The sequence below is a fragment of the Mangrovicoccus algicola genome, assembly GCF_014903745.1.
GTDB classification, from domain to species: domain Bacteria; phylum Pseudomonadota; class Alphaproteobacteria; order Rhodobacterales; family Rhodobacteraceae; genus Mangrovicoccus; species Mangrovicoccus algicola.
The window spans coordinates 1-15718 of sequence record NZ_JACVXA010000044.1 but is presented as its reverse complement, the minus strand read 5'-3'; the positions used below and the strand labels follow the sequence as shown (position 1 = coordinate 15718).

Below are 15718 nucleotides of genomic sequence, written 5' to 3'. Positions count from 1 at the left end.
ACACTAAGCGAACATCGGGTCCATGGCAACGCTTTCGTCCCGTGCTTTCGCGCTTAGATCGCGATCTGCCTTTCAAGGCGGCTCTGCACGATATTGCGCAATCGGGACAGGGCGACGGGATTGGCCGCGCCGCGGGCCTGGGCGCGCAGGATCGCCTCGGCGGCGGCGCAGAGCGGCCCGTCCTGGGCGGATCGTGCCACGCCGGAGACGAATTGCGCGATGTAGTCGATGGGCTGTTCGGATTCCGCCACCGTCAGCAGTTCCGCCACATGGGCGAGGTCGTCGCGGAATGCCAGCATGTCGGGATCGACGGTATCCTCCGTCACGGCGCGCAGTCCCAGCGGCCGCGCCTCGGGAGGCAGCACATGCAGCACGGTCTGCTGGAAGTCCCCCAGGGAGCGGACCGGTTTCTCCAGGAAGCCCTGCGCCCCGGCGGCGAAGGCGCGTTCGGCGCCGTCGGGATCGCCCGAGGTGGCCAGCACCGCCTGCACGGGCCGGGGACCGCCGCGCAATTCGCGGATGAGGTCCTCTCCGTGGCCGTCGGGCAGGCCCAGATCGACGATGGCGACCGACGGACGGTAGGTGCACAGGTGCTTGTGCGCGGAGGCCAGGCAATCGGCCCGGCGGATGCGCGCGCCCGAGCGCAGGCACATCAGCCGCACCGCCTCCGAGGCGAAGCGGCTGTCTTCCACCAGAAGTATGGTCAGCCCCAGCAGCGGCCGCGAGGCCGTGGGCTGGCGCCGGATCAGATAGGTGTCCACCGGGTCGGTCATGGTCTCCTCCTCCTTGCCTCGTCCCCGGGTCATTTCCGCAGGGAAGGGTGAAGGATGGGTTAAGTGAACCCGGTCTCCGCGGGATCTCCGGCGCGTCGCGAAGCATTGCCTCCTGCGGCGGCGGGCGGCTAGGATCATCCGCGGAGCAGGAGGACAGCCATGATCGGACGCCTGAATCACGTGGCCATCGCCGTGCCGGACCTGGAGGCGGCCTGCGCGCAGTATCGCGACGCGCTGGGGGCCGCGGTCGGTGCGCCGCAGGCGGAGCCCGGTCACGGGGTCACCGTGGTCTTCATCGCGCTGCCCAATACCAAGATCGAGCTGCTGCATCCTCTGGGGCCGGACAGCCCGATCGCCGGTTTCCTGCAGAAGAACCCCGCCGGCGGCATCCATCATGTGTGCTACGAGGTGGAGGACATCCTGGCCGCGCGCGACCGGCTGGTTTCGGCCGGGGCGCGGGTGCTGGGCTCGGGCGAGCCCAAGACCGGCGCCCATGGCAAGCCGGTGCTGTTCCTGCACCCGAAGGATTTCAATGGCTGCCTGGTCGAGCTGGAGGAGGTCTGACCCATGTCGATCACCTCCGCGATCGTTCTTTTCGCCGTGATCTGGTGGCTGACCTTCTTCGTCGTGCTGCCGCTGCGGCTGAAAAGCCAGGCGGAGGCGGGGCAGGTTGTGCCGGGCACCCCGGTCTCGGCGCCCACCGATCCCCGGCTGCGCCGCAAGGCCGCGATCACCACGCTGGTCGCCGCGATCCTCTGGGCGGTGATCGCCGGGGTGATCCTGTCCGGCGCCATCACGGTGCGCGATTTCGACGTGATGCACCGGATGGGCCCGGCCGCCGCGGCGCGGCCCTGAACCCCGGCCGCGTCAGCTCCGGCGGCGCAGCACCGCCACCGCCCCGCCCGCACAGGCCGGAAGCAGGGCCGCCAGCGGCGCGGGAAAACGGAGGGTCATGAAATTCTCCCCGGGATCGAAACCGACCTGGGGACGATCCTGCCCCGGTCCGCCTTCCGTGCCCGTGCGCGGCGACACGGAAGGCCCCGGGCTCAGTCGCCGCGATCCGCCGTCCCGCGCCCGGATGCCGGGCGCAGGCCCAGCCGCGCCTTGGCCCATTCCCGCGCGCTCTGGAAGATCACGTAAAGCGAGGGGATGACGAAGATGCCCACCAGCGCCGCGGCCAGCATGCCGCCGAAGACGCCGGTGCCGACGCCGCGCCGGGTCAGTTCCGCGGCGCCCGTGGCGCTGACCAGGGGCCAGAGCCCGGCGATGAAGGCGATCGAGGTCATCATCACCGCGCGGAACCGGGCGCGCGCGCCGGTGACGGCCGCCTCCAGGATCGGCATTCCGTCGATCTCGCGCCGCTCCTTGGCGAATTCCACGATCAGGATGCCGTTCTTGGCCGCCAGCGCGATCAGAACGACCAGCCCGATCTGCCCGTAGATATCCAGCGGCAGCCCGGTCACCAAGAGCGCCGCCATCGCGCCGAAGACGCCGACCGAGACAGACAGCAGGACCGGCACCGGGATGGTCCAGCTTTCGTATAGCGCGACGAGGAAGAGATAGGCGAAGACCAGCGCCAGGACGAGGATCACGGTGGTCTGTCCCGCCGCCTCCTTTTCCTGCGCCGCCGTGCCGGTCCAGTCATAGCTGTAGCCCTGGGGCAGGGTCTGCGCGGACAGCTCCTCCATCGCGGCCAGCGCCTCGCCGGAGGAGACATCGCCCGCCGGGCCGCCATTCATCGTGAGCGCGCGGAAATTGTTGTAGCGCACGATCGCGGCGGGGCCGGTGATGTATTGCGCGGTGGCCACGGCGGCCACCGGCACCATCTCGCCCGCGGCATTGCGCAGGTGGATGCGGCCGATATCGTCCACGCTGGCCCGGTCGCTCTGCTGCGCCTGCAGCGTGACCTGCCAGGACCGGCCGAACAGGGTGAAATCGTTGACATAGACCGAGCCCAGCGTGCCCTGCAGCGCGGCGAAGAGATCATCGACCGACACGCCCAGCGACTGCAGCTTCTCGCGGTCGATATCCAGGAAAAGCTGCGGGGTATTGGCCGAGAAGGTCGTGTAGGTGGCCGACAGCCGCGGATCCTGCGCGGCGGCCAGGGTCAGGCCGGTGGCGACCTGCGACAGTTCCTGCGGGGACCGCCCCTGCGTGTCCAGCAGCATGTATTCGAAACCGGACCCGGTCCCCAGCCCGATGATCGGCGGCAGGTTGAAGGCGAAGACCTGCGCCTCGCGGATCGGATAGGCCTGCACCATTGCCGACTGGATCGCGGCGAAGACGCTCTGCTCGGGATCGGGACGTTCGGCAAAGGGCGCCATGCGCGCGATCAGGAAGCCGGAGGAGGATTTCGCCGCTCCGTCCAGCATCGAATAGCCGCCGATGGAGATGACATCCGCCACGCCCGGCAGGCCCGACAGGATGGTCTGGACCTCCTCCAGCGCCGCCTCGGTGCGGTTCAGCGAGGCCCCCTCGGGCAGGCGCACCTCGGTGAAGAACGCCCCCTGGTCCTCGGCGGGCAGGAAGCCGCCGGGCACCTTGGTGATGATCCAGCCCGTCCCCGCCAGCGCCGCGCCCAGCAGCACCAGCCCCAGCACGGCGCGCCGGGCGATGGCATGGGCGATGCGGGCATAGCCGTCGCGGGCGCGGTCGATGCGCCCCGAGATCCAGGCCATCACGCCGTGGCGCGGACCCTGATGCGGGCGCAGCAGGATCGCCGCCAGCGCGGGAGACAGGGTCAGCGCATTGACCGCCGAGATCACCATGGAGACCGAGACGGCGACGGCGAATTGCTGGAACAGCGCGCCGGTGATGCCGGGGATGAAGGCCACCGGCACGAAGACCGACAAGAGCACCGCGGCGGTGGCGATGATCGGCCCGGTGATCTGGCGCATCGCCAGGGAGGCGGCCTGGTGCCCGGACAGCTCCGGGTTCTCCTCCATGATCCGCTCGACGTTTTCCACGACCACGATGGCGTCGTCGACGACGATGCCGATCGCCAGCACCAGCGCCAGAAGCGACACGGTGTTCAGCGTGAAGCCCATGGCCAGCATCACCGCGAAGGTCGCCACCAGCGAGACCGGCACCGCGACCAGCGGGATCAGCGTCGCGCGCCAGTTGCCGAGGAAGACGAAGACCACCAGCACGACCAGAAGGAAGGCCTCGATCAGGGTCTTCTGCACCTCGTGGACGGAATCGAGGATGAATTCGGTCGTGTCATAGACCACCGAATAGGCGACATCCTGCGGGAAATCCGCGGCGGCGCGGTCCATTTCGGCCATGACGCCTTCGGCGGCCTGAAGCGCATTGGCGCCGGGGCTCTGATAGACGCCGATCATCACCGTCTGGGCGCCGTTGAGCCGCGCGGAGGTGTCGTAGTTCTGCGCCCCCAGCGACACGGTGGCCACGTCGCGCACCCGCAGGAAGGACCCGTCGGGATTGGCGCGCAGCACGATCCCGCCGAATTCCGCCGGATCGGCCAGCCGCCCGGTGGTGGTCAGGTTCAGCTGGAACAGCGGATCGTCGGTCATCGGCTGGGCGCCGACGCGGCCGATCGCCGCCTGGGTGTTCTGGGCGCGGATCGCGGCGGTGACATCGCCGGGGGTCAGCCCCAGCTGGGTCAGCCGGTCCGTGTCCAGGCTGATGCGCATCGAGTAGTCGCGCGTGCCGAACAGCGTGGCGTCGCCCACGCCGGGCACGCGCTTGATCGCGTCCAGCACGTTGATCGTGGCATAGTTCGACAGGAACAGGTCGTCATACGTGCCCTCGGGCGAATAGATCGCCAGCGACAGCAGCATGCCGTTCGACGCCTTCTTGACGCTGACGCCGCTGCGCGTGACCTCGTCGGGCAGGGTGGCCTCGGCCAGGGCGACGCGGTTCTGCACGTTGACGGTGTTGATGTCCGGATCGCTGCCCACCGCGAAGGTCACCGACAGAGAATAGGACCCGTCCGAGCCGCTGGTCGATTTCATGTAGAGCATGTCCTCGACGCCGTTGACCTGCTCCTCGATCGCCTGGGCGACGGTGGCCTCAACGGTCTCGGCATCGGCGCCGGGATACATGGCCGAGACGCTGACCACGGGCGGCACGATATCGGGGAACTGTTCCACCGGCAGGCGGCTGAGCGAGATCAGCCCGGCCAGGGTCAGCACGATGGAGATGACGGCCGCCAGGCGCGGGCGGTCGATGAAGACCTGCGAGATCATGGGTCAGCCTTCCTGCGGATCGGCGGCGGCGGGGGCGGCATCGACCTTGATGCCGGGGCGGACCTTGTTCAGCCCCTCGGTGACGACCATCTCGCCGGCCTCCAGCCCGCCCGTGACCTCGGTGACGCCCTGGCGCGTGCTGCCGGTCTGGATCTGGCGCTGTTCGGCGGTGCCGTCCGGGCCCACGACCATCACGAAACTGCCCGCCAGGTTGCGGCTGACCGCCTGGGCGGGCACGGTCAGGATTTCTTGCGCCGTCGTCGCCATCAGCGTGACGGTGACGAATTCCCCGTCGCGCAGCTTGTGATCGGGATTGTCGAAGGCGGCGCGGGCCAGCACGGTATCGGTGCCCTCCGAGACGCGGCTGTCGAGATAGTCGATCCGCCCCTGCTGCGGGGCCTGGGTGCCATTGGCCAGGGTCAGGCTGACCACCGCCTCGGTGGGCGCCTCGCCGCGCTCCACCGCGGCGTCGTATTCCTGCAGCACGCGCAGCGGCACGGGGAATTCGGCATGGATCGGATCGCTGCCGGTCAGGGTCACCATCGTGCCCGCATCGGGACCGACCAGCGCGCCGGTATCGTATTGCGCCAGCCCGGCGATGCCGTCGAAAGGCGCGGCGACAACCGTGTAGGACAGGGTCAGCTCTGCATCCTGGCGCTGGGCCTGCAATGTCGTCAGCGCGCCCTCGGTATTGCCCAGCGAGGCCTCCGCCTGGTCCAGGTTGCTCTGCGGCACGGCCCCGCGGCGCACCAGTTCGGCCTGGCGGTCGCGTTCGATCCGCGCCAGGTCGCGTTCGGCGCGGGCGGACTGGATCTGCCCGTCGATCTGGTTCAGCGCCGCCTGGTAGCTGTCATCCTCGATATGGAACAGCGGATCGCCCTTCGCGACGCGCTGGCCCTCGGTGAAATCGACGCTTTCGAGGAATCCCGTCGCCCGGGCGCGTATGTCGACGACCTGCGCCGCGACCAGCCGCCCGGTGAAGCTGGCCTCGCCCGCCCGGGCCTGCATCTCGGCCGGGGCGACGACCACCGCCGGGGCGGGCGGTTCCTGTGCCGGGGCGGGTGCCGCGCCCAGCAGGGCCAGCGCGGCGGCCAGGGCCGCGGCGGGGATCGGGAAGAAAGTCTGTGTCATCGCCTGGGCCGTTTCCGCATCACTGTCTTGTTACCTTCAGGAAACCATGTTCCGCGGATTCGGGCGTCGTCGCAATTGGCCGCATGGCGGAGTCCGCGGGCGGCAGGCCCTGCTGCCGCGTTGACCTTGGCCGCGGGCTGGGTCACGCAGGGGCGAACAGGCGGAGACCCGGCATGACCACGCGTTTCACAGGCAATTTCACCCAGCAGGAGCCGATCCCCGAAGAGGCGATACAGGCCGCTGTCGCGGTGATGCGCTCGGGGCGGCTGCATCGCTACAACCTGGGGCCGCAGGAGGAGGGCGAGGTTTCGGCGCTGGAGCGCGAATTCGCCGCCTGGTCGGGGGCACGCTACTGCCTGGCCGTGGCCTCGGGCGGCTATGCCATCGCCACGGCGCTGCGCGCGCTGGGGGTGGGGCCGGGGGACCGGGTGCTGACGAATGCCTTCACGCTGGCGCCCGTGCCCGGCGCCATCGCCTCGCTGGGGGCGGTGCCGGTGCTGGTCGAGGTGACGCCGGATCTGGTGATCGACCTGGAGGACCTGGCGGCCAGGGCGGATCAGGCGAAGGTGCTGCTGCTGAGCCACATGCGCGGGCATCTGTGCGACATGGACCGGCTGATGGAGATCTGCGACGCGGCCGGGATCCGGGTGATCGAGGATTGCGCCCACACGATGGGGGCGCGCTGGCGCGGGGTGCTGTCGGGGCGGCACGGGGCGATGGCCTGCTATTCGACCCAGACCTACAAGCACATGAATTCCGGCGAGGGCGGGCTGCTGATCTCGGATGATCCCGACCTGATGGCGCGGGCGGTGCTGATGTCGGGCAGCTACATGCTCTATCCCCGCCACGGGGCGGCGCCCGCGCCGGAGGTGTTCGAAAGACACCGGCTGGACATGCCCAACATATCCGGGCGCATGGATCACCTGCGCGCGGCGATCCTGCGGCCGCAGCTGGCCGGGCTGGAGGCCCGCTGCGCGGCCTGGACCGAACGTTACCGCGCGGTGGAGTCCTGCCTTCGGGACGTGCCGGGCGTGAAGCTGCCGCCGCGGCCGCAGGCGGAGGCCTTCGTCGGCTCGTCGATCCAGTTCCTGTTGCCCGGGCGGGATGCGGCGGCGATGCGGGCCTATGTGGCCGCCTGCGCCGCGCGGGGGGTGGAGCTGAAATGGTTCGGCGCCGACAGCCCGGCGGGCTTCACCTCGCGCTACGACCACTGGCGCTATGCCGCCCCCGCGCCGCTGCCCGCGACGGATGCGGTGCTGGCGGGGCTGCTGGACATGCGGCTGCCGCTGACCTTCAGCCTGGAGGATTGCCGCGTGATCGGCACGATCCTGGCCGAGGAGGCGCGCGCCGCCGCCGGGTGAGGGGACCCGGACGGACCCGGACGGGACAGGGGCCGGAATGGCAGAAGGGCCGCCCATGGGGCGGCCCTTCGCGTTTCGGGGAGGTCGCGGAGGCTCAGGCGCCGGCGCGGCCGAATTCCGGGTAGGCTTCCATGCCCAGCTCGGCCTTGTCGAGACCTTCGATCTCGTCCTCTTCCGGCGCCCGGATGCCCATGGCCGCCTTCAGGATCATCCAGACCACGCCGGATGCGACGAAGGTGAAGATGGTGATCGACAGGAAGCCGATGATCTGGGTCACGACATTGGCGTCGCCATTGGTCAGCGGAACCACGAGCGTCCCCCAGAAGCCGCAGACGAAGTGCACCGGGATGGCGCCGACGACATCGTCGATCTTCATCTTGTCCAGCGCCGGGACGACCAGGGTGCAGATCACGCCGCCGACCGCGCCGATCAGGGTCGCGGTGCCGAGGCCCGGGGCCAGCGGTTCCGCGGTGATCGACACCAGGCCCGCCAGCGCGCCGTTGAGCACCATGGTGAGGTCCGGCTTGCGGTAGAGCAGCGTGGTCATGATCAGGGCCGCCAGCGCGCCGCCGGCCGCGGCCGTGTTGGTGTTGGCGAAGATGCGCGACACGTCGGCGACGTCGGAGACGGTGCCCATCGCCAGCTGCGAGCCGCCGTTGAAGCCGAACCAGCCGAGCCACAGGATGAACGTGCCCAGGGTCGCCAGGGTCAGGTTGTTGCCGGGCATCGGGATGGTGCGGCCGGCCGCATCGTACTTGCCGATGCGCGGGCCGAGGATCAGCACGCCCGCCAGGGCTGCCGCGCCGCCGCAGGCATGCACGACGGTCGAACCGGCGAAGTCCTGGAAGCCCATGGCATCGAGGAAGCCGCCGCCCCATTTCCAGGACGCGGTCAGCGGGTAGATGAAGCCGGTCAGGACGGCGGTGAAGATCAGGAAGGGCCACAGCTTGATGCGTTCGGCCAGGGTGCCCGAGACGATCGAGGCGGTGGTGGCGCAGAACATCAGCTGGAAGAAGTAGTCGGAGCCGGTGGAGGCATAGGCCAGGTCGTCGAGCGCATCGGCGGCGACGCCGACCGGCTCAAGCACGGCCACGGCCGGGAACAGCGCGGAGAAATAGCCGTCGATCGCCCAGTCGCCGAGCGGGTACATCAGGTTGTAGCCGATCAGGTAGTACATCACGCCCGCGATGGCGAAGAGCGAGACGTTCTTGAGGCACTGCATCGTGACGTTCTTGGAGCGGACGAGGCCCGCCTCCAGCATCGCGAAACCTGCGGCCATGAACATCACGAGGAAGCCGCCGACCAGGAAGAGGACGGAGGTCAGGATGAACTTGACCTGGTCGGTCGCCTCGCCCGTGGGGGCGGCCACCTCGGCCTCCTGCGCGTAGCCGAGCGCGGGCAGGGCAATCGCGGCTGCGGCCGCTGCCAGCAGGGTTTTGTTGAGTTTCATCGTAAAAAGGTCCCTCACTTGATGCTTCCGCTCACAGCGCATCTTCGTTTTCTTCGCCGGTCCGCACGCGCACCGCCTGCGCCACGTCGAGGACGAAAATCTTGCCGTCGCCGATCTTCTCGGTCCGGGCCGTTTCCTCGATGGTCTTGACCACCTGGTCGGCCATGTCGTCCTTGACGACGATCTCGAGCTTCACCTTCGGAACGAAGTTCACCGCGTATTCGGCGCCACGGTAGATTTCCGTGTGGCCGGATTGCGATCCGAAGCCCTTGATTTCGGTGACCATCATGCCGCGAACGCCGATGGCGGTCAGCGCCTCGCGGACCTCCTCCAGCTTGAACGGCTTGATTGCAGCAATGATCAGTTTCACGATTGTCCCCTTCCAGTAAGCGCGCCTGCATCGGCATGTATCAGCCTATAGCAGGCTCGAGACGCTGATGGTCGGATCTGCGGCTCTTGCGGTAGGTGACACAAGCGGCCACGTGACATTTCGGAGCCGGTCCGACGGTGTGAGTGCCTTTTTTGTGTGCATAAAATCACGTTCTGTCAATTTTTAGGCGACATGAAAACTCTGCGCGCCGCAGGGCCCGGGCTACCGCTTGGCCTCCGGAAAGGTTAAAAACGCAGCGAATGCGCGAAGTCAGAGCGAGCAGAACATGAGCAGGCCAACAACTCCGCGGCGCCCGGTCCGAGCCACCGGCGGGCGCCCGGCCCCCAAAGCCGCGAAACGGCCGTCCGCAAAGGACAAAGCCGCCCCCCGCACCAGGAAGAAGGCGGCCCCCGCGCGGCGCCGCGGCGGCGGAAACGGCGGTGGCGGGCGGCGTGCGCCCTGGCCCGTGCGGCTGGTGCGCGGGCTCCTGCGGGCGATCTGGGGCGCCGGATGGCGCCTGGCGGTCTTCGCCGGGCTGATTCTCGCGGGCTGGGTGGGGGTGGTCTATTCGACCCTGCCGCCGGTGTCGCAGCTGATGGACGGCCGCGTGCGCGGCTCGGTCACGCTGCTGGACCGCAATGGCGAGACCTTCGCCTGGCGCGGCGACCAGTATGGCGGCGGCGTCCATGCCGATACCGTCTCGCCGGATCTCAAGAACGCCATCGTCGCCACCGAGGACCGCCGGTTCTACCGTCATCCCGGGGTCGATCCGATCGGGATCATCGGCGCGATGCGCATCAACATGGCCGAGGGCCGCTCTCCGCTTTCGGGCAATGGCGGCTCCACCATCACGCAGCAGACCGCCAAGCTGCTCTGCGTCGGGCGCGACTATGATCCGTCCTCGGGCCAGAGCGAGGCGCAATACGAGGCCGGGTGCCGCGAAAGCACCCTGGCGCGCAAGGCGCGCGAGGCGATCTACGCGATGGCAATGGAGGTGAAATACTCCAAGGACGAGATCCTCACCATCTACATGAACCGCGCCTATCTGGGGGCGGGGACGCGCGGCTTCGAGGCGGCCAGCCAGCTGTATTTCGGCAAGCCCGCCAGCGAGGTCGGCCCGGCCGAGGCGGCGATGCTGGCGGGGCTGCTGAAGGCGCCCAGCCGCTACGCCCCCACTGCCAACCTGGCCCGCAGCCAGGAACGCGCCACGGTCATCGTCGGGCTCATGCGCGACCAGGGCTATCTCTCGGCGGAGGAGGCGGAACTGGCGCGCGCCCATCCCGCCACGATCTCGGCAGCGGCGGCCAACCGCACGGGCGGCTATTTCGCCGACTGGGTGATGAGCGTCGTGCCCGAATATTACGGCCGCGGCACCACCGAGGACGTCACCATCCGCACCACGCTCGACATGGACATGCAGCTCAAGGCGGAGGCGGCGCTGGCCGAGGTGTTCCGCACCAAGGTGCGCGAGGGATCGACGGCCGAGGCGGCGATCGTCGTCATGGGGGCCGATGGCGCCGTGCGCGCCATGGTCGGCGGCCGCGATGCCGATGTGCCCGGCGGGTTCAACCGCGCCGTGCAGGCCAAGCGGCAGACCGGTTCCGCCTTCAAGCCTTTCGTCTATGCCACCGCGCTGGACCTGGGTCACAGCTACAACGACATGGTCGAGGATGCGCCGCTGACCATCAACGTGCCGGGCTCCGGCCCCTGGACGCCGCAGAACTACACGCGGACCTATCACGGCTGGGTCTCGCTGACCGATGCGCTGAAGGACAGCCTGAACATCCCGGCGGTGAAGGTCTCCGAGGCGGTGGGACGCGACAACGTGATTCGCGTGGCGACCGATTTCGGCATCGATTCCACGATGTTCGACGGGCCCTCCCTGGCGCTCGGCGTCTCCGAGGCCTCGCTGCTGGAACTGACCGGCGCCTATGCGGGGATCCTCAATGGCGGCCAGTCCGTGGCCCCCTACGGGCTGACGACCCTGTCGGTGCGCGGCGAGAGCGCGCCGGTCATGGAGAAGGAGGGCGGCATCGGCGAAAGGGTGATCTCGCGCGATGCGGCGATGCAGCTGGTCTACATGATGAACCAGGTGATCGAGGGCGGCACCGGCCAGCGTGCCCGCCTGGACGGCCGCCCCGCCGCGGGCAAGACCGGCACGACCAGCTCCGCCCGCGACGCCTGGTTCATGGGCTTCACCGGGGATTTCGTGGCCGGTGTCTGGATGGGCTATGACGACAACACGCCGCTGACCGGGGTGACGGGCGGCGGTCTGCCGGCCGAGATCTGGCACGAGGCGATGTCGCGCATCAATGCCGGGCGGCCGGTCACGCCCCTGCCGATGATCACCCCCAGCGAGCGCCAGCCCGAGCGCATGGTCGGCGGCGGCAGCCCCGCGCCGGGCGGTGCGCGGCCGGCCCAGCCCCAGGTGCCCGACCTGTCGGACCTGCCGGAACAGGCGCAGGGCCTGGCCGAGAAGATCCTGAAGGACGTGCGCGGCCTGTTCGGAAGGAACTGACCGGGCGGGGTCCGGCCGCTGCTGCGGGGTCCGGGCCTGGCCCGGGGCGCGGCATGTCCTGCGGGCCGGACCGGCGTCTTGCTCCCTGGGGGAGGCGCCGGTCCGGCCCGCGAGGGATCGGGCCGGATCGCGGCGCCCCGGGGCGTGCGGCATCCGCGCCCGTGACCCCGTCGCAATCCGGGGCAGTCCGGCGTCCCGGGAAGGCGGCCGTTCCGGGACATGGCGGTTGTCCCGATGCGGCCGCGGGCACTCTGCGGCGCCAGGCTGATCTGCCGCTGCGGGGACGAGGGGCGGGCGAGGATCGGCCCTCGCTACGGGGCCGGGCCGACGGGTGCGGCGCCGCGGGTCAGGGGGGCGGTTCCGCCCCGGCCGGCTGGGGACCGTCCTGCGTGTCGGCGGATGCCGGCGTCTCTTCCGCCGCGCGCCGCTCTGCTGCTGCCCGGCGCCATTGCGCATCCTGTTCCGCCTCGCTTTGCCCGCTTTCCGGCGCGGTCCCCTCCTCCCGGGGCAGGGGGGCCTCCCCGGAGGCGGCGGTCCCGGCGGGCGGGTCCCCGGCAGGGTCGCCGGAATCGGGGAGGCAGGCCAGCATCGCGGCCAGGCCCCGCGGCGCCGGGCCGGTCGCGGCAAGGCAGGGGGGCAGGGCCTCGGCGAGGCGGGCGATCATCGCCTCGTCCAGGCCCGAGAGATTGACGCGGCCTCCCGCGGCGGTGGCGATCCCGTGATCCGTCCACAGCTGCAGGCGGCCCGCGGGGTCCAGCGGCAGGCAGGCGAAAAGCCCCCGCCCCCCGGCCAGAGGGCTCCAGTCTGTCCCCCCGATGCGCTCCGCCAGTGCCTCGGCGAGGGCCGCGCGGGTGGTGCCGAGGCTCATGCGCAGGCGGCGCATCTCGGCCTCCCAGTCATGGCGCAGCTCCGGACTGGCCAGCAGATGCGCGGCGGCCCGGGCGCCGGCCAGGGGCGGCATGCCGATCGCAAGCGCGGTGAGCCTCTGCAGGTGAAGCAGGGCGGCGCCTGCCTCTTCGGGCGTTTCGGCCTGCAGGTAGAGAAGCCCGGTCCGCTCCTCTTCCAGGCCGAACCCCTGTGCCGCGCTGACGGCCAGCAGGGCCTCCGGCACGGCGGCCATCAGCGCGGCGGGGCCTTCCATCGCGGCCGCGGGCCCGGCGGCCGGTCCGGCCTGGGACAGGTCGATCAGCGGCACGGCGCCCGTCTGCCGGCACAGCTGGGCGAGGGCGCTCCATTCCCCGGGCCCCAGGTCGAGCCCGGTCGGATCATGCCCGCAGGCCTGAACCAGGATCACGTCGCCGGGCGCCGTGGCACCGAGCCGGTCCAGCATGGGCCCCGTCGCGATCCCGGCCGCGTCGGACCAGGGGTAAGGGCGGATATTCAGGCCCAGATGGACCGCCAGGGCGGCGTCGCGGTCGCGTCCGGGGGCGGGCAGCCAGACGGTTGCCTCCGGATGGGTGCCGCGCAGAAGATCCAGCGCCAGGCGCAGCGCGCCGCGACCGCCCGCCGTGACGGTGGCGACGAGGCGGTCCGCCTCGAGGAAGCAGCCCCCGGTCAGGTAGTCATGCAACAGCCCGGCCAGACCGGCATCCCCGGACGGGCCGGGCGCGGGGCCCCGGCGGGTGCCGTCGCCGATGGCGCGGCGGCGGGCGCGGGCCATGCTGTCCAGGTGCAGCGGCAGGCGGGACGTGTCGAGCACGGCGTCCCCGGAGAGGTCCAGTAGGCCCTCCCGCAGCCCGGCCGCGGCCGCGACCCCGACGGGATCTTCCGTTTCACGATGCCAAGGGAGGGGCCGAATGCCCCCCAGCAACCTGCCCATGCCGATCCGATCACTGAGTGCCTCATTGGGCGCCACTGTGGCGGCGGCGCCTTAAGGGCGGGTGTAGCCGGACGGGTTGCCTAGAACTGTAACGGTTTTCCGGGCTCAGCCCGTGACGGCGGCCAGCCCGTCATACATGCCCCATTCGGCCCAGGAACCGTCATAGAGCGCATGGTCGGTCTTGCCCATGCGTTCCAGCGCCAGGCTGAGAATTGCCGCGGTCACGCCCGATCCGCAGGAGGTGATGACCGGCCGCGACAGGTCGACCCCGGCCGCCTCGAAGGCGGCGCGCAAGGCGGCGGGCGGCTTCATCGTGCCGTCATCGTCCAGCAGCAGCCGGTAATGCAGGTTCTTGGATCCGGGGATATGCCCGGCGCGCAGCCCGGGGCGCGGTTCGGGCTCCTGTCCGGCGAAGCGCGACGGCGACCGGGCATCGACGATCTCGTGATCGCCCAGCTTGGAGGCGGCGGCCACCTGGGTGACATCCTTGACCAGGTGGTTCTGGCGGGTCACGGTCATGTGGCGGTCGCGCACGATCGGCGGCAGGTCCTCGGTCTCGCGCCCCTCGGCCAGCCATTTGGGAAAGCCGCCGTCCAGAACCGCGATGTCGGTCTTGCCCATCAGCCGGAACAGCCACCAGACCCGCGCCGCGGAAAACAGCCCGGCGCCGTCATAGACGACGATCTGGTGTCCGTCCCCGACGCCCAGCTTGCGCATCCGCGACATGAACTTCTCCACCGGAGGCGCCATGTGCGGCATTTCCGAGCGCAGGTCCGAGATCTCGTCGAGATCGAAGAAGCGGGCACCGGGGATATGGGCCTTCTCGTATTCGGCGCGGCCGTTGCGCCCGGCATCGGGCAGGTACCAGGAGGCATCCAGGATCCTCAGATCCGGATCGCGCAGATGGTCCTCCAGCCAGTCCGTGGTCACCAGGGTCTTCGGGTCGCTCTCAGCCATGGCCGCCTTCCGTGCTGTGCCTCTCGCTCAGGGGTAGCGGCATGGCCGGGCGCAGACAAGGCCCGCCATCCGCTGCGGCGCAGAAACCGGATCCCGGGCGGATCACCCGCCGTGGCGCAGCAGCCGCGCCTTCTGGCGCTGCCAGTCGCGCTTGGCTTCCGTGGCGCGCTTGTCCTGGGTCTTCTTGCCCTTGGCGATGCCGATCTTCAGCTTCACCAGTCCCTTGTGGTTGAAATACATGACCAGCGGCACGAGCGTCATGCCCTCGCGCTGGGTCGCGGACCACAGCCGCGCCAGTTCCCGCCGCGACACCAGAAGCTTGCGCTTGCGGCGTTCCTCGTGGCCCCAGGTCTTGGCCTGCTCGTAGGGGGCGACGTAGCCGTTGATCAGCCACAACTCGCCGTCCTCGACATTGGCGTAGCTGTCGGCAATGTTCGATCCGCCGAGGCGCAGCGACTTGACCTCGGAGCCCAGCAGCATGATGCCGACCTCGAGATCGTCCTCGATCGCATAGTCGTAGCGCGCGCGGCGGTTCTCCGCGATCACCTTGTAGTTCGGATCTGATTTCGCTTTTGCCATGGGATGCGGGATATAGGCGTTTCGCGCCCGGTTGAAAAGGCGCCCCGCGCGCCGCGCCGCATTTCTGCCCCGATGCCGCCCTGGTTCTGCCGCAAACCGGTAAAATGCAAGGCGCTTCCCGGCCCGGACCGGGGCGAAATTGAGGTATTGTCAATCATGTCCTGCGATACCCCGCATGCCGAAAAGGCCGGGAGGCTCAAGATGATCGACCAGGTTTACGGGCGCGAACTGCCCGACATGGAGGACTGGCCCCAGCATCTGCTGGAGGAGGCCATCAGATGCAAAGTGCAGTTCGGGGTGCTGGTTCTGGGCCAGGGAATGGTGACCGGCCACATGGTCCGCGCCGTCGCCGGGGCGCGGCTGGCCGTGATCCGCATCGACCACGATCCGCGCGACATGCTGGTGGGCGCCGACTACCCCGCCGAGATGCGCTATGTCAGCGAGATCCGGCATCCGTGCAACCGGTTTTCGCTGATGCGCCCGCCTGCCGCGGCGCGGGCCTCGGCCCCGGCCCGGCAGGAGGCCCGGCAGGCCGCGAGGCGGCTTCTGCAG

At 69.8% G+C, this 15718-nt stretch carries 14 protein-coding genes; 5 read left to right on the top strand and 9 right to left on the bottom strand.

Annotation, left to right across the window (positions count from 1 at the left end):
* Positions 1 to 53: 53 nt before the first annotated feature.
* Entirely contained in the window at positions 54 to 773 is a 720-nt protein-coding gene (locus tag ICN82_RS14060) for a response regulator (RefSeq protein WP_193183868.1), read from the bottom strand.
* A 159-nt stretch (positions 774 to 932) separates the two neighbouring features.
* Between ICN82_RS14060 and mce the strand changes: the two genes are divergently transcribed.
* Complete coding sequence (mce, locus tag ICN82_RS14055) at positions 933 to 1337, top strand: methylmalonyl-CoA epimerase (protein ID WP_193183866.1); 405 nt, start codon at positions 933 to 935, stop codon at positions 1335 to 1337.
* A 3-nt stretch (positions 1338 to 1340) separates the two neighbouring features.
* A complete protein-coding gene (locus ICN82_RS14050; protein WP_193183864.1) occupies positions 1341 to 1628 on the top strand; it encodes a DUF1467 family protein in 288 nt (95 codons plus the stop codon).
* A gap of 12 nt (positions 1629 to 1640) precedes the next feature.
* On the opposite strand, the gene ICN82_RS14045 is transcribed toward ICN82_RS14050, so the two are convergent.
* Genes ICN82_RS14045 through ICN82_RS14035 form a run of 3 tightly spaced genes read right to left on the bottom strand, consistent with a single transcriptional unit; the run spans position 1641 to position 6112 of the window.
* The gene (locus ICN82_RS14045) at positions 1641 to 1805 is read right to left on the bottom strand and encodes a hypothetical protein (RefSeq protein ID WP_193183862.1); all 165 of its coding nucleotides are present in this window, start codon (positions 1803 to 1805) and stop codon (positions 1641 to 1643) included.
* A 14-nt stretch (positions 1806 to 1819) separates the two neighbouring features.
* Positions 1820 to 4981 carry an efflux RND transporter permease subunit gene (locus ICN82_RS14040; RefSeq protein WP_193183860.1) on the bottom strand — a complete coding sequence of 1054 codons (3162 nt, stop codon included), beginning with the start codon at positions 4979 to 4981 and terminating at the stop codon, positions 1820 to 1822.
* 3 nt (positions 4982 to 4984) lie between these two features.
* Entirely contained in the window at positions 4985 to 6112 is a 1128-nt protein-coding gene (locus tag ICN82_RS14035; RefSeq protein WP_193183858.1) for an efflux RND transporter periplasmic adaptor subunit, read from the bottom strand.
* A 173-nt stretch (positions 6113 to 6285) separates the two neighbouring features.
* On the opposite strand from ICN82_RS14035, the gene ICN82_RS14030 reads away from it, so the two are divergent.
* Entirely contained in the window at positions 6286 to 7473 is a 1188-nt protein-coding gene (locus ICN82_RS14030) for a DegT/DnrJ/EryC1/StrS family aminotransferase (RefSeq protein WP_193183856.1), read from the top strand.
* Positions 7474 to 7567: 94 nt separating this feature from the next.
* On the opposite strand, the gene ICN82_RS14025 is transcribed toward ICN82_RS14030, so the two are convergent.
* Both ICN82_RS14025 and ICN82_RS14020 read right to left on the bottom strand, forming a co-directional pair.
* The gene (locus tag ICN82_RS14025) at positions 7568 to 8923 is read right to left on the bottom strand and encodes an ammonium transporter (RefSeq protein ID WP_193183854.1); all 1356 of its coding nucleotides are present in this window, start codon (positions 8921 to 8923) and stop codon (positions 7568 to 7570) included.
* A gap of 31 nt (positions 8924 to 8954) precedes the next feature.
* Positions 8955 to 9293, bottom strand: a complete 339-nt coding sequence (locus tag ICN82_RS14020; RefSeq protein WP_193183852.1) for a P-II family nitrogen regulator — start codon at positions 9291 to 9293, stop codon at positions 8955 to 8957.
* 286 nt (positions 9294 to 9579) lie between these two features.
* On the opposite strand from ICN82_RS14020, the gene ICN82_RS14015 reads away from it, so the two are divergent.
* Positions 9580 to 11811 (top strand): transglycosylase domain-containing protein, encoded by a 2232-nt coding sequence (locus tag ICN82_RS14015; protein ID WP_193183850.1) that lies wholly within the window; start codon positions 9580 to 9582, stop codon positions 11809 to 11811.
* 346 nt (positions 11812 to 12157) lie between these two features.
* Here ICN82_RS14015 and ICN82_RS14010 read toward each other — a convergent pair whose 3' ends face one another.
* From ICN82_RS14010 to smpB, 3 genes are all read right to left on the bottom strand, one after another.
* The gene (locus ICN82_RS14010) at positions 12158 to 13510 is read right to left on the bottom strand and encodes an aminotransferase class I/II-fold pyridoxal phosphate-dependent enzyme (protein ID WP_193183849.1); all 1353 of its coding nucleotides are present in this window, start codon (positions 13508 to 13510) and stop codon (positions 12158 to 12160) included.
* Between the two features lie 225 nt (positions 13511 to 13735).
* A complete protein-coding gene (gene sseA, locus ICN82_RS14005) occupies positions 13736 to 14587 on the bottom strand; it encodes a 3-mercaptopyruvate sulfurtransferase (protein ID WP_193183848.1) in 852 nt (283 codons plus the stop codon).
* Positions 14588 to 14689: 102 nt separating this feature from the next.
* Positions 14690 to 15166 carry an SsrA-binding protein SmpB gene (gene smpB / locus ICN82_RS14000; protein ID WP_193183847.1) on the bottom strand — a complete coding sequence of 159 codons (477 nt, stop codon included), beginning with the start codon at positions 15164 to 15166 and terminating at the stop codon, positions 14690 to 14692.
* A 201-nt stretch (positions 15167 to 15367) separates the two neighbouring features.
* Between smpB and ICN82_RS13995 the strand changes: the two genes are divergently transcribed.
* A partial coding sequence (locus ICN82_RS13995) for a hypothetical protein (RefSeq protein ID WP_193183846.1) occupies positions 15368 to 15718 on the top strand: 351 nt, incomplete at its 3' end.